This window comes from Streptomyces sp. BK79 (assembly GCF_044142145.1).
Taxonomy (GTDB): domain Bacteria; phylum Actinomycetota; class Actinomycetes; order Streptomycetales; family Streptomycetaceae; genus Streptomyces.
This window is the reverse complement of record NZ_JBHVOC010000020.1, coordinates 68965-88360: the sequence shown is the minus strand read 5'-3', so window position 1 is coordinate 88360 and position 19396 is coordinate 68965. Positions and strand designations below refer to the sequence as shown.

The window sequence follows — 19396 nt, the reverse complement described above, 5'->3', positions numbered from 1 at the left end:
AAGAGACCAGTGCCCTCCTACGACAGTTCGCGCGCGCGTTTCCGGCTCGCCGATCGCCACATCGCCGTGTTCGCGCATCTCATGGACGGTGGGACACCGCCGGACGAACTGGGGGAGTCACTTGCCGAACTCCAGGGCATCGGCCTGGTGGGCGAGGAAGGTGAACTGACCCCGGCGCTCGGCGATGTGCTTCGCACGCTCGCCGATCCCGTCGTGGTGATCCAGGTGGAGGTCACCGGTGCACACGGCCCGGTGAACCACGGCGTGGTCGTGGGCCAGGACGCGGTGATCGCCCACGACGGCTGGCCCGGTGAGGAGGAGTCGGAGTACGTCTCCATCGAGCCGAGGACCCTCGTCTGGGAGCTCGCCCGCAAGGTCAACCTGCACCGCGGCACGAGGCCCGAAGAAGGGCTGCCCGAGGTGCGTGTCGAGACGACGATGGCCGCCCTGGACGCAGCATTCGTCGCCCTGGAGGAACCGGGCCCGGACGACGACGCCACCCGCGAACTCGTCCGCGAGGCCGTCGTCGAGGCCGATCCCAGCCTCACGGGCGAAGCTCTCGAAGCCTTCCGCGACCTGGTCGTCTCCCTGAACGCGACCTGGCGCATCACCACGACCTGGGCGGGCGAGCACGACGGCGAACGCGCCGCCATGATCCGCGCTCTCGCCGTATGGGACTGCGGTCCGCTGGACCACTGGATCCGAGAGCAGCCGGAGGAGCCCGTCCTGCCGGGACAGGTCGGCCCCGGCACCCCCCTGGTACTGGTGCGTTCGCACGCCGCGGAGATCTGGCGGAAGATCACCGACCTGCTTCCCGACCGGGAGGAACTGCTGACCGAGGGCGGTTCCACCGCATGACGGCCACCCCCCTGGCCACCGGCGTGGAGCCGCGTCCTGCCCGGACGCCGGGACGGCGCTGGTGGTCGGCGACCCTCTGGGTCCTGATCGGCACCCCGCTCACCCTGGCGGGGTGCGGCTGGCTAGCACAGGACTCAGGTCTGTTCTCGACGCTGGCGGGCGCGTTCGTGGCCCTGGCGGTCCTGGCGGCAGCCTGGATCCTGTGTGGTGCGAAGGCCGGCGCGGGCGTCGCGGTCCTCGGGTTCGCCTTCCTGCTCTTCGTGGGGCCCGCACTGGGTGACCACGTGATGAAGGAACGCGGGGTACGACAGGACGCGTTGGTCGCCGAGGTCAGCACCTACCGGGGGAAGGGCGGCGAGAGACGCCCGGTGTGCGAGGTGGTTCTGACCGGCGTCGACCGAGGACGCACCGTCGAGGTCGGTGACGTCGGTGGCTGCGAGCGCGGCTTCGCTCCGGGCACCCGTGTCACCCTCGTGGAGGACCCGGCAGGTTGGCTCACCCCACGACTGAGCGGCAGGACAACGGGAGTGGCGCCCTACCTGATGTGGACCCTCGCCGGCCTCCTGGTCGCGATGGAGAGCTGCGCCCTGTACGGCAGACTGCGGCGGCGCCGACACCACGCCTGACGCGTCCGGGTATCTCTGCCGGTCTGCCCGCCTCTTGCCCCTCTTCTGGCACTCGCCGAGCGAAGCCACCGGACGAAGCCGCCCGGGCGTTCTTCGCGCCGGATCCCCTGCTAGGCGCTCGTGCGGGTCAGCTCGACGGCCTGTTCGGTCAGCGCGGACACATCGAACAGCACCCCCGCGAACTCCACCGTCTCCCCGACCCGTACGCCCTCGTACCCGGCCACGGGGATCGCCGCGCAGTTGGCGTCGATGCCGGTGGTTCCGGTGCCGGGGTCGATGTAGGAGACGGTGAGGGACAGGCCCGTGGGGAAGCGCTGTACTCCGCCGTTGTCGAGGAGTGAGAGTGTGCCGCCCTTGGCCGGGAAGCCCTTGGCTGCGGCGGCCAGGACAGTGGAGTTGGTGGTGAAGCAGAGGCCGTCGTCGGCGGCGCCCTGCCGGGGCTCGAGCGACTCGGGTGCGGCGGCGAGCGCGGCCCGGTCCTCGGCGGCCTTCGGCTCCAGGACCACCCGGTAGGTGCAGATCTGCCGGACCGTGTAGCCGTGGCCGGAGACGGTGATCTCCGTTCCGGGCTCGACCTTCCACTGCCGCTGGCCGGACGCGTACCTCGCGCCGTCGCGCAATGTCGCCGTACGCGTCGTGCCGTCCGCGTCGGCGGCGGTGTACTGCACGCCACCGCCGCCGGGCAGCTTGAAGCCGCCGCCGCGCAGGACATGTGCCCCGTCGGCCGGGGCGGTGCCCACGCAGGCGGGACCCTTGTCCCGTGCCGCGGGAGTCGCGCCGCCGTCGCCCCCCTCGTCGCCGCCGTCGGACGACGCAGCGCAACCGGTCAGCGCCAGGAGTGCCAGGGCGGCGGCGGTCACTCCCGCGCCCGTGATGCCGTACTTACTCACCGGCCTGAACACTGGTCTCCTCCTCGTCGGCGTCGTCCTCGATCACTCGTTCCAGGACGACACGGGTGCGGTAGTCGACCTCCGCGACCCGCCACACGTCGCCGGTGACCTCCACGGTGTCACCCGGCGTCAGCCCGTCGTACTCGACGGGCGGCCGCCCTTCGCAGCTGATCTGGATACGGCCGTGTACCGACGGCTGCGCGAAGACCGTCGCCACGATGCGGTGCGGTAGTCCGTCGTGCTGGACGGTGTACGGGATGTGGTAGCGCAGCACCCACCGTCCGTCGAACTCGAAGGGGTACTTGACCTGCGGTTGATCGGGCACTGCACTCACCTGTGGGGCATCGTCACGGGACATCGAAGGCCTCGGGTCCCTGGAAGTACTTGTCGAGCTGGTCCTGGCTGACGGTGATCGGCGGATAGCCCTGGACACCCCAGGGGTTGCCGAGGATGACCTTGCCGTCGTCGGTGAAGCCGCGGACGTAGTAGGCGTGGTTGCTGTGGTACGTGCTGCCCCACTCCGCCGGGTGGTCCTTGTCCAGGCTCTCGTCGTCCGGTGTGGAGAGGGTGACGACCTTGCCGGACTCGTAGACGCTCCGGAGCGAGTCGATGTTCTTGTCCTCGTCCTTGCCCATGCCGAGGAAGCCGCCCGACTCCAGGTCGTCCCCCTCCTGGCCGGTCAGGTAGGGGGCGGCCTTCTTCGGGTCGTCGCCCTCGATGCCGCCGTACCCGCGCTCGCCGTCGCCGTCCTCCGAGTAGGTCATCGCGAAGGCCTTCTCGTAGTACGCCGGCCAGGTCTCGCCGTTGCCGTACGTGCTGATCGGGTCGCCGTTCTGGTCGGTCGGCAGATCGGCGGTCATGGTCACCCAGTGGTGATTGCCCTCTTTGTCCCAGACGCGGACGCTGACCGTGCCGTTGGGATTCTCCTTGATGCCGTCCTGGATGAACTTCGGGTCCTTCTGGGCGAGGCCGGCCAGCGAGGCGACGTACCAGCAGTCACCGAACTGGTTCTGGCTGACGTCGTCGGCGGAGACCCCGTTCTGGAACAGCGGGTCGGAGGGGGGTGCCCAGTGGATGCCGTTGTTGGTCTGGCCGTTCTGGTCGTTGCCGCCGCTCTCGTAGGCGCCGGTGTTGGTGAAAGTGGGCTGCATGCCGGGGAAGGCTGCCTGGAACTTCCCCACGTTCTGCGGGCTGACCTTGGACAGCATCAGGCTCAGGGTGTCCCGGCGTGCGGCCTCGGGCAGGCCGTTGTGGTCGAACGGGGTCCAGTTGGAGTCGTCGGTGTCGGTGATCAGCTCGTTGTAGAAGGCGAGGTCCTCGGGGGGCGCCTTCGTCATGAACGCGTCCAGCTCGGCCGCGGTCAGCCCGTCCAGTTCGCCGGAGATCCTCTCCAGGTCGTCCCGGTTGCCGTTGGCGCCGAAGTCCTTGCCGTCCAGGGCCCGGAGGTCGCGCAGGGCGGCGTCGATCTTCTTGGCGTCGGGCGGCTTCTCGTCCAGGAAGACGCTGCCGTCGCTGACCGGGTAACCCAGCTTCTCCAGCTCCCGAAGGCCCTCCAGTTGCCGGATGCGACGTTTCATCGACGCCTGCATGTCGCCGAGCTCCCCCTGGAGGGAGCCGGGCAGGCGCCGTCGGCCACCGAAGAACGACGGCATGGGGATCAGATCGCCCACGAGGGCCTGGAGGCCGGGGTCGCGGGACGCGCTCTGGCCGGGCGGCAGGTTCTGCTGGGCGGTGGTGAGCAGCGACGCGAGCCGACTGTGCAGTTGTCCGGAATGCCCGGCGAGGCGGTCGAGATCCCCGGCCAGCGCTCTCAGCCCCGCGGCGTCGAACCCTCTGAACGTCATCGGTCGCCGCCCGTCCCGGCCTTGGCCTTGTCCTTCTCCTTGGCCTGCCGGTCCAGTTCCTCCGCCTGGCCCTCCCAGCGCGTCGCGTCCGCCAGCAGTGCCGTACCCATGCCGTTCAGCGTCCGCTGTCGCTGCTGGAGCGTGCCGGTGCACTCGTCGGCGAACGGTCCTTGCCAGATGGCGCCCTCGTCGTCACCGGTACGGAACCCGGCGGCGCGCGGCGTGGCCTTCTTCACCGCGTCGTCGAGGTACGGCCCGAGGTGCCGGGCGAGCGCACGCGCTTCCCGGGCACACTCGCGCAACCGCTTCGCCCGCTCCTTCAACTCGGCGCCGTCCTCGCTGGGCCCCACGTCCGCGTCCTCCCCCGTCGTCTGTCTCCCGTGCGGTACCGGGCCCTCAGGGGGTACCTCCAGTACCGGTGGTGCAGCATACGGGGGCAGTACCGAACCCTCAGTGACGGGCGACCCGTCTCCACGGGTGACACACAACCACCACACCTGCCGCGCCGACCGCCTCAGAAGCCGCGCGGACGGAGACGACCCTCCTGCCCGCGACAGGCGTGCTTCTCCCTGGCACCCTGATCTGATGCGCCGGCGGCGAGGGCCGGGCCGGTTGTCGAGGGACGGGGGCAGCGAATGTCGTTCCGAGGGGCGAACCCCGAGGACCTGGAGCACTTGGCGAAGCTCCTGGACGGGCGCGGCGGCACGGCGGAGCGCCTCGACGAGGCGTTCACCCGTGCCGCTCGACTGGGGGTGAGCGGAGAGCTGGCGGTTCTCAAGCCGATGAGATCCTGGGCGCGTGACGGGGCCCAGGACCTGCGCAAGCGTGCCGTCCTCCTGCGCCTCGAGAACGGCGACCCGATGGCCGGCCTGTTGTGGGCGGGGTTCACGGCGAAGGACCTGGAGAAGTACAAGGGCGAGGGGATCAAGCCCGAGACGCTGCTGCTGGCCAACTCCGTGGCGGCGAGCGATCACCCGAAGGCGAAGGATCTGGCGCGGCAGCCCGGGGAGAAGCTCGGTGACTGGGTCGCACGGCTCGAGGCGCACGCGCTGTCGAAGATCCCCGGTCTGGAGCCGCACGAGGAGACCCTCACCGAGATGATCAAGTTCGGCGCCGACGCGTTCAACGTCGCCGCCGCGACGCAGGTCGTGGCGGCGACCGGCTTCTCGGGGACCAAGGTACTGCTGGGCAACGCGATCAAGACCGGCAAGCTCGGTCCGATGAAGGACGCCCTCGCCACACGGTGGACCGCGGCCGGCAGCAACCCCGTCCTGCGCTGGGCGGGCACGAAACTGGGCAACTACAACCCGCCCATCCGCTCCCTGTCCGCCCCCGGCAGCTGGCTTCCCGGACAGCTCGGCACCATGGCGTCCCGGAGCCAGACGTATCAGAGGGTCGCCAATGTCCCCTTGAGCTCCGGCTTCCTGGGCGATCGCTGGGGCGGCGGATGGGACCTGCTGCGCCGACGCGGCTTCATGAACGCCAAGCTGCTGGGTGTCACCCCCAACCAGGCCATCAACTTCTTCGCGGGGTCGGACGACATGGCCCGTATGTACGGCGGACTGACGCACTCCGGGCAGGCGGTCACCCGCGCGGGACAGGCCAGCCTGGTGGCGGTCGGCAAGGCCGGCGGGTTCAGCGCGGCGGCCAAGACCGCCGGTCTGTGGCGAGGGGCGGGCATCGTCGGGTCGGCGGGCGCGACAGTGTTCTCCGTGGCCAACATCGCCACCATGGACCATGAGAAGGAGTGGGAGAAGAGTAAGGCGGGATACCTGGCCAACTACGCGGAGGTCGGTTTCAACGCCACCTTGACCGCTGCGATGGTCGCTCCCAATCCGGTCACGATCGGTCTCGCGGTCGGGACCGGGATCGTCTACGGAGGCCTGAAGGTCGTCGAGCACTGGGACGACATCACGGAAGGCGCGGACAAGGCCGCGGACTGGGTGGGCGACAGGGCGAGCGACATCGGGGAGGGCATCGCCGACGGCGCCAAGGAACTGGGCAGCGCCCTCAACCCGTTCGACTAGCGTGAAGACGCTCGGCACACGTCCGTCCAGAGCTCTGGAAAACCCGATGCACGAAATGAGCAGTCGTCGCCATGGAAACGAGCAGTGAGTCCCTGACGTTCGAATTGTCGCCGTACAGCGTCCGTCCCAAGAAGGAGCTGCCCACCACCGGCATCAAGGGGGACGTGGGGCACTTCGGGGCCGTAGTCGTGGAGCGCTGTCCGCTGCACCGGCCGCTCGCGCAGGGGATGGACACCGCTCGGCTGACCGGTCCTGCCTTCCCGGAAACGATCTTCAGGGGGAAGCGCAGGTCGGGCCGGCCTTCGCTGTTCAAGGCCGAGCTCACGCTGGACGGCCGGCCGGCGAACCTGCGGTTCAATGCCCGTGCCCTGCGCAAGGAGGACCGGGCGTTGCACATCGCGTACGAGGGACGGGATTACGTCTACACCGTGAAGGGCTTGGGCAAGGAGAGGGTTCTGCAGAGAGAGGGCGTTCAGGTCACCATGGCGCCCGGCTGCCACGTCCCCCCGGCAACGACCTACAGCGCCGGTACCGCCACGGGTCCGGTCGACGCCGTGGATCTGGCGATCGCCATCGTGCTGGAAGAAGTGGACACGGACGCTCTGACTGTGGGTGGCGCCGTGCTGTCGTCTCCGTTCGCCCTGATGCAGCGCTGGTCGGACGGGGCCGAGTAGCGGGCGGGTCTCGGCTCCGTGCTCAACGCGGGGCCGAGACCTCGGTGGTCCGCAGTACGCGGCCTGAAGACCACGCGAAGGGCGCGGATCTGCCGCAGGGTGCCGCTTCGAGCGTGGAGTGGTAAGTCCCTTTTGCTACTGGGTCGTCATGTCGATCGCTCGGGTGGTCCGTAGGCCCTCGGCTGTCTTTGCTTTACTGTCCTGTGGCGCGGGGGCCGAATTGGGATGTGCAGTTCGGGGCGCCATCGAGGCGCACCTCCTCTTGCCGGATTGCACGGCATGTGTGTCGACCAGTCCGGTTGGCGAGACAGGTGCGGTCCGGGCTGACTGAAGACAGGAAGGCGTCAAGCGAATGAATGGGGTTTCCTTTGAGCTCCAGCGCGCGGCATCCACTCGAGGGCACCGGGGCAGGGTCTTCTCGTGGAACGGCCAAGTGGACGGCCTTGGCCGCATCGAGTTGACCTTTCCAACGGAGTACAGCGACTATCCGACGGATTACTGCGAAGTCGCGGTGACCGGTGACAGCTTCCCACTTGTCACCTACCTCGGTTTGGGGTATTTGGATCGCCCTCTGCTGGCCAGAGGGGAGCTGCGAGTCGATTGGGATCCAGCAGACCTCTCCCGGAACGTCTACTGGCCTGGACGGCAAGGGCGAGCTCTGCGTATCCAGGTGAAAGGGCGCTCCTACTCTTACGCCCAGCTGAGTGGCAAACGCGTCCATGAACTGACACGTACAGGTGCAGGCGTACGTATGAGGCGTTCGAGTTGGAACAAGCCGCAGAAGCTGTCTGGGACCTGCTCGGGCGCGGCCGATGCCCTAGATATCGGCATCGCTGTCGTTATGGAGGGTGTGAATACGAGGAACCTGTCGGCTCTCGGCGCGTTGGTCTCGTCGCCGGGGCGCTTCGTGAACCGACTCAACGATATTTAGACGCGAACAATTCACAAAGGGGAGTTCAAAGTGCCTTCGGTAGATGCGGCAAGGCGCAGAGTTCGCCTGTCCGACGCTCACATCAGTGTGCTGGGAATTCTGGTCGAGGAGGGGCAGATTCCGGGAGGATTGTCGCAAGCGCGAGATGAACTGCGCGAATCAGGGATTCTCGACGCTGAAGGCAAGATCCTTGCCGACCTGTATCCGCTCGTCTCGACGCTGATGGAGCCCCGAGTCATCGCACGTGTCGAAGTGACCGGCCCTCAGGGCGTCACCAGTAACGGGGCTGTCATGGGTGATGAGTTCATCTTCATCCACGAGGCATGGCCCGGTGCGGCGGAGTCGGAATATGTGCCTGCCGAACCTGAGAGCCTAGTCTGGTCACTGGCCAGAATGGTGGACCTGCACCGCGACTTCAGTGACGAGGTCGACAGCGGTGAGGTGATCGAGGCGACCATGGGTTTGCTCGATCAAGTGATTGAACGCATGGAACGCGGAGGAACTCAGGAACCAGAGGCCGTGGCCGAGGTGACCGGTGCTCCTGTGCGGCTTGCAGAAATTCTCGCCGAATTGAACTGCATGTGGCGGATGACGGTGGCCTGGCAAGGTGACGGTCCGACCCGCGCGGACTCAGGTCTGGGTGTCTCGGCGTTGGCGGTGTGGGACTGTGGCGTCGAGGGTTACTGGGTGCGCGAACAGCCGACCGAGCCAGTGTCGGAAGGACAGGTCGACGCGGCGAGCGAGCTGCGGGTGCGGCGTGCTTCGGCCAAGGAGTTGTGGCGGCGCGTCACCGATCTTCTGCCGGACGGAGCTCAGCTGACCTCCTCGCCCCAGAAGGGCTAGAGGGCCTTCGATAGCCGGTCATCGCGCGCAATACCAGCTTACTTTTGCGGGGAAAAATGGGCGACAATTCCAAACGCATGGGGAATCCTGAAGACCTCGAGCACCTGGCGAAGCTTCTGGACGGAAGAGGGAAACTGCAGGACCGGTTGGATGAGGCGTTCACTCGAGCGTCCAACCTGGGCGTGCGGGACAAACTGATCCCTCTGAAACCTATGCAGTCATGGACCCGGGAGACATCCACTGATCTGAGGCGGCGTGGCGCGATCCTTCGGGCGGAGAACGGTGACCCACTTGCAGCCGCTCTTTACGCAGGCTTCAAGCCAGAGGAGGTGAAAGGCAAGCAACTCCCTCCAGATGTCATGCTCATCGCTAACGCGTCGGTTGCGAACGGCGCTCAGTTCGACAGTGAATGGTTGCAGCGTCGAGACGGTGAGACGTACCAAGATTGGATTCAACGCGTTCAGACGGATGCCGTGGCCAAAATATCAGGCGACGAAAAACTGGGTGAGGTGGTCGGCGATTACATTGATCTGACTGCGTTGGCATCGACAGTGCCAGGTGCCTTTGCTGCGGCGGCCTCGGGGACCATGGGGCTTATCAGAAGGTTCAGGAAGGGTAAATTCCTCAAGGCGCCTGGTACGACACTCGCTCAAATCCTCAAGGGTCATCCGCCATCGTACATCCCGTCTCGAATTGCTCGCCTGGGTGCGAGCATTGGTGCTCGCACACCCGCACCCATCCTTAGCGCCCTCGCAGGTTCGGACCGCTTGGCTCAGATCCATGGCGGTAAGTTGTGGGCCTGGGAAGCCAATCTCCTCAAGGTCGGCAAGAATGTCGGCGTGCTGGACAGGGCGGCCGGCGCCAGTCGACTCAGCGCCTTCACTTCCGGGGCGGGGGCCGCCCTGCGAACCGCCGGCTGGTGGCGGGCCGCCGGTATTGGTGGAAGCGCGGTGACCACCGCGATTGGGGCCTACGATCTCTATCAGGAAGGCCACCCCGTTGAGGCGTTCAAGCGAGACAAGCTGGGCTACGTGTCGAAGGCCTCAGGTGTAGCCTTCAATGCCTCGCTCACCGTAGCAATGGTGGCTCCCAACCCGGTGACCATCGGTGCAGTGGTGGTCACGGGGGCAGTCTATGGCGGCGTGACTCTCTGGCAGAATCGGGACAAGATCAAGGAGTTCCCCGGCAAGGTCGCCGACGCCGGAGCCTGGGCGGGGAAGAAGATCTCCGAAGGGGCCGGCAAGTTGGCGGACGGCGCCAAGAAGCTGGGCAGTGCCCTCAATCCCTTCGACTGACGCGTCAGGACAGTGCGAGATGCTGGGTGCAGCACAGGCATGACCCAGCGCAGGTGCCCACATCGTCGTGGTGAAGGGGATTCTGGCCGCCTCTTGGGTAGGCCGAGCTTCGGGTGAGCTCGTTTCCCCACTGGGTCGGGAGTCATGCTCTCGATGCAGAGAGGGATCGCGGCGCACCTGTCGGGATGCCCCGCAACTTGACGTCGGATGAAGTGCGCAGGGTGCCCGATTTCGGGCCGCCAGCCTCTTCGCCGCGCACTCAAGTACGGACGTCGGCCCGCATTTGGATGCAGCTGAGAGTGGTGGTACCTGCTCGATGAAACTTCAGGAGAGCCCGGACAGTCCGTCCAGGAACCTTCCAGGGGTCGATATCAGCGCGCCTCGGAGAGACAGGTTGCGCGTGTACACGGCCTCGAACAGGATCGAGAGGCTGATGTCAATGGAATCCACTGCCCCATGAGCAGTTCCGGAGATGCTCCTGGGATTTGTCCCGCTGGACCGGGTCACGACGATGTGGGACTCGCGGCGTTCGAGTACGTGGTGCCGTCGGTTCCCTTCCTCTCGGTATCGGTACTCCCGGCCTACGGCCCGGATCTTCAGAGCGCGGGCGCGTCTGCTCATCCGCAGAGTCTTCCGGGAGAGGGACGCCGGCTGCCCGGCCACGGTCAGCTGCCCCTCCGAAAGGCGGGGGAGCCCTCCGTAGCGAAGCCCTTTGAAGGAGGACACCGGGATGTTCTCGCCGGTCACCATGGCGCCGATGATCTCTCTGGACTCCCTCGTGCCCACGACTTCCAGCGCGGGCACGATCAGTTCAACGTCGCCCAGCTGTCCCACAGTGCCGCGCCAAAAGGTCACCCGGGCCTGTTCCCGTGACGTCACGGTGTTCGAGTGCCGCTGCAGGTCGAATGAAAGGTGGGGCATTTTCCGGACTTAACCTCTTTCGTCCTCAAGTGTCAAACGTAGGCACTGTCGGCGAAACGTAGAGCATGTTCCTCATCGGGTCGCGTCCGCCTCCGCCGTGCTCACCGGTTGATGGCCTGGATCTCCTGGACGGTGACCGCCTGGGTGGTCCCGAAGGTTCCGTCGGGCAGGTCGCCGCCCGTGCCGCCGGTGCCGGTCCAGGCGATGTCCCAGGTGATGGTGGCCTGGAGGTCATACGTGCCGTCGCCGGAGGAGCGGAGGTACTTGATTCCGCAGGGCGGGGTCTGGTCGGCCTTGCCCTTGGCGTAGGGCTCGCCGATGGAGCCGTCGGCGTTGATGGTGCATTCGCCGGAGGTTGGGTAGGTCTCGGCGTCCGGCGTGCCGGGCTCCAGTTTCAGTGACACCGGCTTCGCGGTCGTCGTGGCCTGCAGGGCGAAGCCGGGGACGTTGATCGCGGCCGTGGCCTGGACCTCGTTGAAGACGGCCTTGTCGAGCCAGGCCCAGGTCGGCAGGTTCACCTTCGTGGTCTGCTCCGGGGCGAGGCTGACCTCGGTGTCGGGAAGCTGCATGTGCTGATAGGCGAGGGCCGCGAGGATTTCCGGGGTGATGGCTTCCTCGTACTGGGGCGGCGGGGCCTCGCCGTTGTCGACCCAGAAGGGGAGGTCAGTGCAGGAGCTGCGCTTGAGGAGGTCCGGCTCGTCGGGGTTCTCGACGCCGGCCCAGAACATTCCCTCGCCGTCCTTCTCGACGTTGTAGTCCTTGTAGCCGGGGGTGCCGGTCCATCCGTACTCGTCCTCGTAGTGGCGCTCCGTCTCACCGATCGCCGCGCCCGCGGTGCCGCCCATGCCGGGTGTGTTTCTGGCCTTCTCGAACTCCTTGGACATCTTCTTCTTGAAGTCCTTGGCGCCGAGGTAGGGGGCGTACCAGCAGGGTGGCGGCGTCCAGTTGACGTCGGAAGACGTCACGTTGCCCGTGCCGCCGCCCGGGGCTACGGCACCTGAGTACTGGATGCGAGCGGCGGCGTAGATACCGGATTTGTCGCTGCCGGCTGATTGCTCCGTGCTGGCTCCTTCTCCGGACCCCACCGGTTTCGCCGCGTAGGCGGGCATGGGAAACACGATCGCGCTGAGGGCCAGAGTCAGTGTCGCGGCGCGGATGAATGTGCGAAGCGATCCCTTCACCGGCACTTCGCCGCCTTGGTCTCGACGAACACCTTGGACGCCTGCCACAGATCGGTGCCCGTGGGGTACTTGACCATGATGATCTTGTAGTGGTCGAAGTCCTCGATGCTGGGCTCAGTCTTCAGGATCTTGTCGGTCTTGATCTCTTTGCCGAAGAACTTGCCCGAGTCCGCGCAGAACGCCACCTCCACCGACTTGCCGTTGGGGGCTGACCGAGTGGTGGCGTCGTAATGGCGCAGCGTGCCGGTGGCGGTCCAGCCGCCTTCGATCCAGGCGTTGATCTGTGTATTCGCGTAGTTCAGGCCTTCACCGGTCGCATATGTGGTGACGGATGCGTCCTTGGTCGTGCGCTTGTCGACGCCCCTGTAGATGGCACGGAAGAAGTTGGCCGTGTCGGACATCGCAGCCGACTCGTTCGCATTCTTCGGCTTCTCCCAGTCGAAGACCAGGTTCATGTCCTTGGGAAGGGACACGTCCACGCCGTCCGGCTTGGCCTGCGTCGGCGCTCCCGACGGCTTCGGCGACTCCTTCGGTGTCTCCGAACCCTGGTCGGCACCGGCGATCTTGTCGTTGTCGGACGCTTTGTCCTCCCCGCTGCCGCAGGCCGTCAGGAACAGGCCTGCGGCGGCGACGAACGCGGCAGCAACGGGCAAAGAGCGGCGCTTCACAGTGGTCTCCCCGTGAGACATAGGTGCAGTCGAGTGCAGTCGAGGGAACTGAGGCTAGCTGTGGGGTTCTCGGTTTCACCAGAGTGAACTACTTCGAGAAGGGGGACGAACCGGGATCTACGGGCGCCTGAGGTGGTGCTCCGTCAGTGGACATGTGTCGCCTCTCGGACAGCGGACGCCAGTCGGTCGACCCCGTCGGCCAGCACCGACAGAGGGCTGCCCTCCGGCTCGTCGTACGGCACCCGGGTGTCCGCCGGGCCGGGCAGGGTCAGCGTCAGCTCGCGCAGCTCGCGCGGTGCGGCGACAGCGGTGTCGAGGCAGAGGGGGCAGAGCGGCAGCATGCGCCTGCGGTTGCCCTCGGCGCTCACCCGTACGTGGCGGCGGCCTGCCGCGGGGCCGTGCAGCGGGTTGACGGCGCAGCAACGGTCCCCGGCGTCGTTGTCGAGGGCGTCGCGGGCCGCGCGGGCGAGGACGATGACGGTCAGGAGAGTCGCCGGGTCCGTACCCGGTGAGCGCAGGCCGTCGATGTCGCCGCCGACGAGGAGCAGGGCGGCGTCGAAGCGGTTCCGGGCGAGGCCGGTGCGGGACGCCGAGCCCCCGTCCGCCGCGCCGAGCGCCTCGGCGGCAGCCGTGAGCGCCCGCGCCGCCGCCTGTAGCTCCGTACGGGCCGTGCGGCGCAAATAGGTCTCCGACGGTTCCCTCGGGGAAACCAGGGGCAGCACCTCCGTCGGCAGCGGTTCCGGCCTGCGCCGGCGGAGCACCGCGGCCAGGATCCCCAGGGTGCCCGCGACCAGGCCGAGGAGCAGCAGCGCGGCCACAACGCCGACGAACAGGCCGGGCTGGAAGTCCGTGGCGAAGAGCTCCGGGAGTCTGTTCTCCGCCTCGGGGCTGGGGGCGGGCAGGGGCTCGCCCGAAGTGGTGGGCTCGTCGGAGCGCGGCGTCCTGTCCAGGTACGTCATGAGCGTGTCGAGGCGCTCGCCCAGGAGGTGGTCGTCGGCCTCGTCCGCCCGGTCGTCGCCGTACGTGACGGACTCGGGGAGGTCGAAGAGGGGACCGTAAGCGTCCAGGCGCAGGCCGTGGTTGAAGACGTCGATGTAGCCGGTCAGCGGATCCGCGACGACGTACAGACCGTCGGCCGTGCGGACTCCGTCGGCCTTGCTCAGTTTCGACCGTACCGAGGCCGCGAACAGCTCCTCGTCGCCGGCGGACTCGTCCTCCGACAGGTGCGGTACGACGGAGACGTACACGGGGCCGCCGCCGTCCGAACGGCCGAACCGTTCGATGCGGTCGTGCAGCCGGGAGAGCTGGGCGGAGTCCAGGAGCCGTGGGCTCTCCGGGTCGATGTAGACCGGGTCCCGGGCCAGGCCCTCCGCGACCCGCTCGACGCGTGCCGTCATGTCACCGCGGGTGGGCGGCGGAGCGGCGCTGCTTCTCGTCTGGTCGAAGACAAGCGGGGCGGTGAGCGCGATCGCGACCGCGGTGGTGAGGGCGAGGCCGGGGACGAGGAGACGCCGCCGCCACCGGCGGCTCGCGTCCGGGCGCTTCGCGGGCGGGCGGAGTGCGGTCGGCCGGGGGAAGCGGCGTCGTGCCCACCGCACGCACGGCGTCAGCAGCAGGATCGTCAGCGGTACGCCGGTGAGCAGGATGCCCGTGAGGAAGGACTGGTTCTGCCGGTCGGTCGGGCCGATGTACATCTCCTCGGGCTCGCCGGCCCGGTACTTCTCGCGGGCCGCGTCCGCCCGTGCCGCCGCCTTCTCGGGGCCCTGCGCCACGACGTCCACGAAGCGTTCGAAGCTGCGCAGCGCGCCCGCGTCGTAGGGGAGTTCGTAGAAGGACGCCGTGACCGCGTCCTCCGCGGCGGCGCGTACGCCGTGGGCCGCCGCATGCCTCACGCCCGACTCGTCGAGGAGCACGAAGAGGCCGTCGCGCCCGAGCCGGTCGTGCACCGCGCCCAGCAGATCCCCGTCGGCGCCACTCTGGTCCGGGAGGACGAGCACGTACGTCGGGACGCCGGTGCGCTCGGCGAGCCGGGCGAAGTCGGGCGCCATGGACCGTGGGATCTCGCGGGGGAGCTGGTCCGTGAGGTGGACCGGGTGCTCGCGGAGGCGGTCGGCCAGGTAGGCGGCCTGGGTGGACGCCTGGTCCGCCGCAGACGATTCGGCGGCGCGGGCGGGGGCGGCGGCCGTCAGGACCGAGGCGGTCGCGGCGGTGAGGAACAAGGCGGTGAGGCCGCAGAGGGTGAGCAGCAGGCGGGCCACGCCGCCTCGGATATGGCCGGTCCGCGGCCGTCCGGTCGTCGTGGGTGTGGTCACCACTCGCACTCCCCGTGTCCCCCTCGTCCCCGGTCGCGGGCTTCCTGCCCGCGGCACTCTACTTATGGCTTCGCTGCTCCAAATCGCCGTTCCTCAACCCAGCTTCGCGTTCTGGGCTTTCACCACCGTCGCGTTCATCCTCGCGTCGCTCGTCCTGCCGTTGGCGATGGCCAGGCCGTCGACCGAGTAGTACACGGCCAGGACGTCACCGCTGCGTACGGCCTGTGCGTGCGCGGTGTGCGTGACGCCCCGGAAGGTCAGCCGGGACCGGAACGCGAGCGACTCGTCACCGGCCGTCGCCACGGGCTTCTCGGCGGTCACGGAGTCGTACGCGCCCGTGTTGCCGTTCGCCTTGGCGGTGAAGCCGCCGGTGCAGGCGTCCACCGCTTTCGACAGTCCGGCCATGGCGGACTCGGCCCCGCCGGGCTCGTAGGTCGTGAGCATGACGTACGTGAACGAGTCGTTGATGTCCCGGGAGACGGAGCGGGTGACGTCGGCCTGGGAGCGGCCGAGGGGGAGCTGGTTCATGGCGTAGGCCAGCGGGGCGCAGACCGGCTTCTCGACCGTGACCTCCTGCGGGGACTTGGCGAAGGCGAAGTCGCTGTTGTCGGAGGTCGCCACGTCCGCGTCGGACACCTTCATGCCCTTCACGTCCGCCTCCGTGATCACCAGCCGCTTCAGCCGCTCCTCCGGGGTGAGCTGCCTTTCCCCTGCCTCGGTCGCCGAGGGCTTGCCCGCCGCCGCGTCCGCGTCCGAACCGGAGCCGGAGTCCCCGCCGCAGGCGGTGAGCGCGGCCAGGGAGAGCAGGGTCAGGGCGGAGAGGGAGAGGGCGGCTGGTGTGGCGCGCTTCATGGGGGAGGGGCTCCTCAGGGGTGGGGGGAGGGGAGGCCGTTGGGGCGGGACGGACTCGGGGAGAACGCCCTCGGGCCTCCCCGAGTCACCGATCCGAGCGAAGATCATGGCACGGTCGATGCGTTCCCTCGTGAGTGAAACGTGCAGGCATCATGGCCGCGCCGTGACGAACGGCACGGGCGCGGTGCTCGGTGGTGGTGGTTCGGTATTCGCACGCGCACAGTTGGGTCGGTGGCTCGCGGCGGGGTGCGCAAAGGGGGCGACGGGGCGCGGAGTTGCAGATGAGTAAGGGTGGGTGGGTGAGGTTCGCGGGGGCGGGCGCGCCTTGAGGGGCTTATGTGCTGCTGATACGGTGCGATGGCTTGACACTCGCCTCGCTGCTGGTTATTCGCCCAGGTCGGGCGGGTGCGTCAGGGGATGTCCCTGGACGCCACCGGTCGGGCGGGCACGGGTGGAGTGTCCGAATGTGCGGGGAATCCCGCGCACTTGAGCAAGTACTCGAGCAGTGCTGCTCAAGCAGTGACGTGGCAGACAATTTCTTGGGTGTACGGGGAGCGGTTGCGTGAAGATCCAGGAGCGTACGGGGGCGGGCGCGGGACGTTCCGCGGCTCCGGTTCAGCCGTCGGTCGGTGACCGGCTTCCCAGCCCTCCTCGCGAGCGCAAACCGGCGCTGGCCGCACTGGCGGTGCTGCTGATCCTGGTGGGCGCGCTGGGCGCGACGATGCTGGTGCTGCGGGCCGGGGACCGGGTGGAGGTCGTCAAGGTGACGGCGGACATCCAGGCCGGCGAGTCCGTGGGCGACAAGGTCACGTCCGTGATGGTGGCCGCCGACGAGGGCATCAACTACGTCGAGTGGACACAGCTGGGTGCCCTCAAGAAGCTGAAGGCCAAGTCCACGATCTACGCGGACACGGTCGTGATGGGGCAGATGTTCGCCAAGGGTGAGCAGCTTCCCGCGGGCAAGGCGTCGGTCGGCCTCGCCCTCAAGGAAGGGCAGTACCCGGCGGGCATCAAGCCGGGTGACACCGTCGCCGCCTACCGCGTCGGGGCGAACGGCTCCAGCGCCTCCGGCTCCTCCGGCTCCTCTGATTCGTCCGGGTCGTCCGGCAACGACTCGTCCTCGGCCTCCGGTGGCGCCATCGTCGCCGACGCCCGGGTGAACAGCGTCAAGGACGACAGCGACGCCACCGTCAGCACCGGCAGCAAGTCCCTCACCCTCCTGGTGAACGAGGGCGAAGCCGCCGCCCTCGCCTCGGCGGCGTCCGCCGGCGAGGTCGCCATCGTGCGCGTCCCCGGCAAGTAGAAGGCGACCGAAGCAGCCATGGCCCTCATCGCTCTCGCCGCCGACAAGGGTTCCCCCGGCGTCACCACCGCGGCCGTCGCCCTCGCGGCGGTCTGGCCGCGCCGCGTCCTGCTCGCCGAGACCGACCCGGCGGGCGGTGACCTGGTCTACCGGTCCGCCGCCGCGCACGGCGGGCCGCTCAACCCGAACACCGGCATGCTGTCGATCGCCGCCACCGCGCGGCGCGGCCTCGTGCCCGACCAGCTCTGGGACCACGTACAGCCGCTCAGCGGGGGCCTGGAGGTCCTCGTCGGACTCGGCATCGCCGAGCAGGCCGCCGGTCTCGCGGGCCTGTGGCCCACCCTCGGCCGGGCCTTCGCCTCGCTCGCCGACTCCCCGAACGCGCCCGCCGACGTCATCGCCGACTGCGGACGCGTCAGCGGCGACACCCCGGCGACCGAACTGTTCCCGCACGCCGCGCTGGTGCTGCTGATCTCCCGTACCGAGCCGGAGGCCATCGCCCGCGTCCGGGACCGTGCCGCCGCCCTGACGGCCAAGCTGCACGGCGGCCCGCGCGGCGCCGCGAGCCTCGGCATGCCGATGGTCGGCGTCGTCCTGGTCGCCGACACGAACAACGCGGCCAAGCTCTCCGGCCAGGTCAACGACATGCTGGTGCACGCCCAGACCGGCGCCCGCGTGGTCGGCACCATCGCCGACGACCCGGCGGGCGCGGAGCAGCTGGCCGGACGCAGGCGCGGCCGGCTGGAGAAGTCGCTGCTCATCCGCTCGGCCCGCAAGGTCACCTCAGACCTGTACCAGCAGTTCGGCGCCGCCTGGTCCGTACCCACCGGCCACGACATGAACGGCCACGCGGGGGCCGGCCGATGACCGCTGTCGACCACTCGTTGGTCAAGCGGTTCCGGCAGGACGCCGGCGACCGCATCGCCGAGCAGCGCCGCCAGGACCAGGTCAGCGGCGTCACGCCGATGTCGACCGAGGACGAGCGGCAGTACGCGCGCGCCGTCATCGCGCAGATCCTGGAGGAGTACGCCCGCGCCGAGATCAACGCCGGGCGTACGCCGCTGGACGCGGAGACGGAGGAGGCGTACGCCGCCGCCGTGCACGCCGCGCTGTTCGGCGTGGGCCGGCTCCAGCCGCTCCTCGACGACCCCGAGGTCGAGAACATCGACATCAACGGCTGCGACCAGGTCTTCGTCGGCTACTCCGACGGACGCGAGGAGCGCGGCGAGCCGGTCGCCGAGACCGACGAGGAGCTGATCGAGCTGATCCAGATCCTCGGCGCCTACTCGGGCCTGTCCTCCCGCCCCTTCGACTCCGCCAACCCGCAGCTGGACCTGCGCCTGCCGGACGGTTCGCGTCTGTCGGCGGTCATGGACGTCGCCCGCCGCCCCGCGCTGTCCATCCGTCGCGCCCGCATGGGCAAGGTCTTCATCTCCGACCTCGTCGGCAACGGCACCCTCACCCCCGAACTCGGCCACTTCCTGGCCTGCGCGGTCCGCGCCCGCAAGAACATCATGATCGCGGGCGCGACGAACGCCGGTAAGACGACGCTGCTGCGCGCCCTCGCCAACGAGATCCCCCCGCACGAGCGGCTGATCACCGTCGAGCGGGCGCTGGAGCTGGGGCTGGACACCTTCCCCGACCTGCACCCCAACGTCGTCGCGTTCGAGGAGCGGCTGCCCAACTCCGAGGGCCAGGGCACCATCAGCATGGCGGAGCTGGTCCGCCGTTCCCTGCGTATGAACCCCTCCCGCGTCATCGTCGGTGAGGTGCTCGGCGACGAGATCGTGACCATGCTCAACGCGATGTCGCAGGGCAACGACGGCTCGCTGTCCACGATCCACGCCAACAGCTCGCACGAAGTCTTCAACCGCATCTCGACGTACGCCCTCCAGGCGGCCGAACGGCTGCCGATCGAGGCCAGCCAGATGCTGGTGGCGGGCGCCGTCAACTTCGTCGTCTTCATCCAGCGGCGCAACAACTTCCAGAGCGGCGGACGCCTCCAGCGCATGGTCACCTCCGTCCGCGAGGTGAACGGCGTCGACGGACGCGTGCTGTCCAGCGAGGTCTTCGCCGAAGCGCCCGACGGCCGGGTCGTCCCGCACGCCCCCATAGCCTGCCTGGAGGAACTCATCGCCTACGGCTACCGGCCCAACGGAACGTGGGGGTGA

19 protein-coding genes are annotated in these 19396 nt (G+C 68.5%); 10 read left to right on the top strand and 9 right to left on the bottom strand.

Translation table 11 applies throughout. The features are described from left to right. Nucleotides 1–9: 9 nt before the first annotated feature. The gene (locus tag ACFIF2_RS24270; protein WP_395575339.1) at nucleotides 10–858 is read left to right on the top strand and encodes a hypothetical protein; all 849 of its coding nucleotides are present in this window, start codon (nucleotides 10–12) and stop codon (nucleotides 856–858) included. Next, entirely contained in the window at nucleotides 855–1484 is a 630-nt protein-coding gene (locus ACFIF2_RS24265; RefSeq protein ID WP_395575338.1) for a hypothetical protein, read from the top strand. The genes ACFIF2_RS24270 and ACFIF2_RS24265 overlap by 4 nt, the downstream gene beginning before the upstream one ends. A 110-nt stretch (nucleotides 1485–1594) precedes the next feature. On the opposite strand, the gene ACFIF2_RS24260 is transcribed toward ACFIF2_RS24265, so the two are convergent. Genes ACFIF2_RS24260 through ACFIF2_RS24245 form a run of 4 tightly spaced genes read right to left on the bottom strand, consistent with a single transcriptional unit; the run spans nucleotide 1595 to nucleotide 4568 of the window. Then, entirely contained in the window at nucleotides 1595–2374 is a 780-nt protein-coding gene (locus ACFIF2_RS24260; protein WP_395575337.1) for a hypothetical protein, read from the bottom strand. Then, nucleotides 2367–2699 carry a hypothetical protein gene (locus ACFIF2_RS24255; protein ID WP_395575336.1) on the bottom strand — a complete coding sequence of 111 codons (333 nt, stop codon included), beginning with the start codon at nucleotides 2697–2699 and terminating at the stop codon, nucleotides 2367–2369. The genes ACFIF2_RS24260 and ACFIF2_RS24255 overlap by 8 nt, the downstream gene beginning before the upstream one ends. A 22-nt stretch (nucleotides 2700–2721) precedes the next feature. Beyond that, complete coding sequence (locus tag ACFIF2_RS24250; RefSeq protein ID WP_395575335.1) at nucleotides 2722–4218, bottom strand: C2 family cysteine protease; 1497 nt, start codon at nucleotides 4216–4218, stop codon at nucleotides 2722–2724. Then, entirely contained in the window at nucleotides 4215–4568 is a 354-nt protein-coding gene (locus tag ACFIF2_RS24245; RefSeq protein WP_395575334.1) for a hypothetical protein, read from the bottom strand. Before ACFIF2_RS24245 ends, ACFIF2_RS24250 begins: the two co-directional genes overlap by 4 nt. A 285-nt stretch (nucleotides 4569–4853) precedes the next feature. Here ACFIF2_RS24245 and ACFIF2_RS24240 point away from each other — a divergent pair, with 285 nt between their 5' ends. The 5 genes from ACFIF2_RS24240 to ACFIF2_RS24220 all read left to right on the top strand — a co-directional run bounded on the left by ACFIF2_RS24240 (nucleotide 4854) and on the right by ACFIF2_RS24220 (nucleotide 9988). Then, nucleotides 4854–6245 (top strand): PE-PGRS family protein, encoded by a 1392-nt coding sequence (locus tag ACFIF2_RS24240; protein ID WP_395575333.1) that lies wholly within the window; start codon nucleotides 4854–4856, stop codon nucleotides 6243–6245. A gap of 71 nt (nucleotides 6246–6316) precedes the next feature. Next, nucleotides 6317–6919 carry a hypothetical protein gene (locus tag ACFIF2_RS24235; RefSeq protein WP_395575332.1) on the top strand — a complete coding sequence of 201 codons (603 nt, stop codon included), beginning with the start codon at nucleotides 6317–6319 and terminating at the stop codon, nucleotides 6917–6919. Between the two features lie 433 nt (nucleotides 6920–7352). Next, nucleotides 7353–7850: a hypothetical protein gene (locus ACFIF2_RS24230; RefSeq protein WP_395575331.1), complete on the top strand. Its 498-nt coding sequence runs from the start codon at nucleotides 7353–7355 to the stop codon at nucleotides 7848–7850. An 87-nt stretch (nucleotides 7851–7937) separates the two neighbouring features. Further along, nucleotides 7938–8693, top strand: coding sequence for a hypothetical protein (locus ACFIF2_RS24225; RefSeq protein ID WP_395575330.1), 756 nt, complete (start codon nucleotides 7938–7940; stop codon nucleotides 8691–8693). 56 nt (nucleotides 8694–8749) lie between these two features. Continuing rightward, entirely contained in the window at nucleotides 8750–9988 is a 1239-nt protein-coding gene (locus ACFIF2_RS24220) for a mucin-2 (RefSeq protein WP_395575329.1), read from the top strand. A 324-nt stretch (nucleotides 9989–10312) separates the two neighbouring features. Here ACFIF2_RS24220 and ACFIF2_RS24215 read toward each other — a convergent pair whose 3' ends face one another. The 5 genes from ACFIF2_RS24215 to ACFIF2_RS24195 form a co-directional block, all read right to left on the bottom strand. Continuing rightward, the gene (locus tag ACFIF2_RS24215; RefSeq protein ID WP_395575328.1) at nucleotides 10313–10822 is read right to left on the bottom strand and encodes a hypothetical protein; all 510 of its coding nucleotides are present in this window, start codon (nucleotides 10820–10822) and stop codon (nucleotides 10313–10315) included. Between the two features lie 188 nt (nucleotides 10823–11010). Continuing rightward, nucleotides 11011–12018: a hypothetical protein gene (locus tag ACFIF2_RS24210; RefSeq protein WP_395575327.1), complete on the bottom strand. Its 1008-nt coding sequence runs from the start codon at nucleotides 12016–12018 to the stop codon at nucleotides 11011–11013. Between the two features lie 68 nt (nucleotides 12019–12086). Continuing rightward, nucleotides 12087–12758, bottom strand: coding sequence for a hypothetical protein (locus ACFIF2_RS24205; RefSeq protein WP_395575326.1), 672 nt, complete (start codon nucleotides 12756–12758; stop codon nucleotides 12087–12089). 143 nt (nucleotides 12759–12901) lie between these two features. Continuing rightward, complete coding sequence (locus tag ACFIF2_RS24200) at nucleotides 12902–15070, bottom strand: hypothetical protein (RefSeq protein ID WP_395575325.1); 2169 nt, start codon at nucleotides 15068–15070, stop codon at nucleotides 12902–12904. 93 nt (nucleotides 15071–15163) lie between these two features. After that, nucleotides 15164–15922: a hypothetical protein gene (locus tag ACFIF2_RS24195; protein ID WP_395575324.1), complete on the bottom strand. Its 759-nt coding sequence runs from the start codon at nucleotides 15920–15922 to the stop codon at nucleotides 15164–15166. 562 nt (nucleotides 15923–16484) lie between these two features. Between ACFIF2_RS24195 and ACFIF2_RS24190 the strand changes: the two genes are divergently transcribed. From ACFIF2_RS24190 to ACFIF2_RS24180, 3 genes are read left to right on the top strand one after another with little or no spacing between them, the layout of a single operon-like run. Next, nucleotides 16485–17225, top strand: coding sequence for a hypothetical protein (locus tag ACFIF2_RS24190; protein WP_395575323.1), 741 nt, complete (start codon nucleotides 16485–16487; stop codon nucleotides 17223–17225). 18 nt (nucleotides 17226–17243) lie between these two features. Then, nucleotides 17244–18092, top strand: a complete 849-nt coding sequence (locus ACFIF2_RS24185; RefSeq protein WP_395575322.1) for a hypothetical protein — start codon at nucleotides 17244–17246, stop codon at nucleotides 18090–18092. Then, entirely contained in the window at nucleotides 18089–19396 is a 1308-nt protein-coding gene (locus ACFIF2_RS24180) for a CpaF family protein (RefSeq protein ID WP_395575321.1), read from the top strand. Before ACFIF2_RS24185 ends, ACFIF2_RS24180 begins: the two co-directional genes overlap by 4 nt.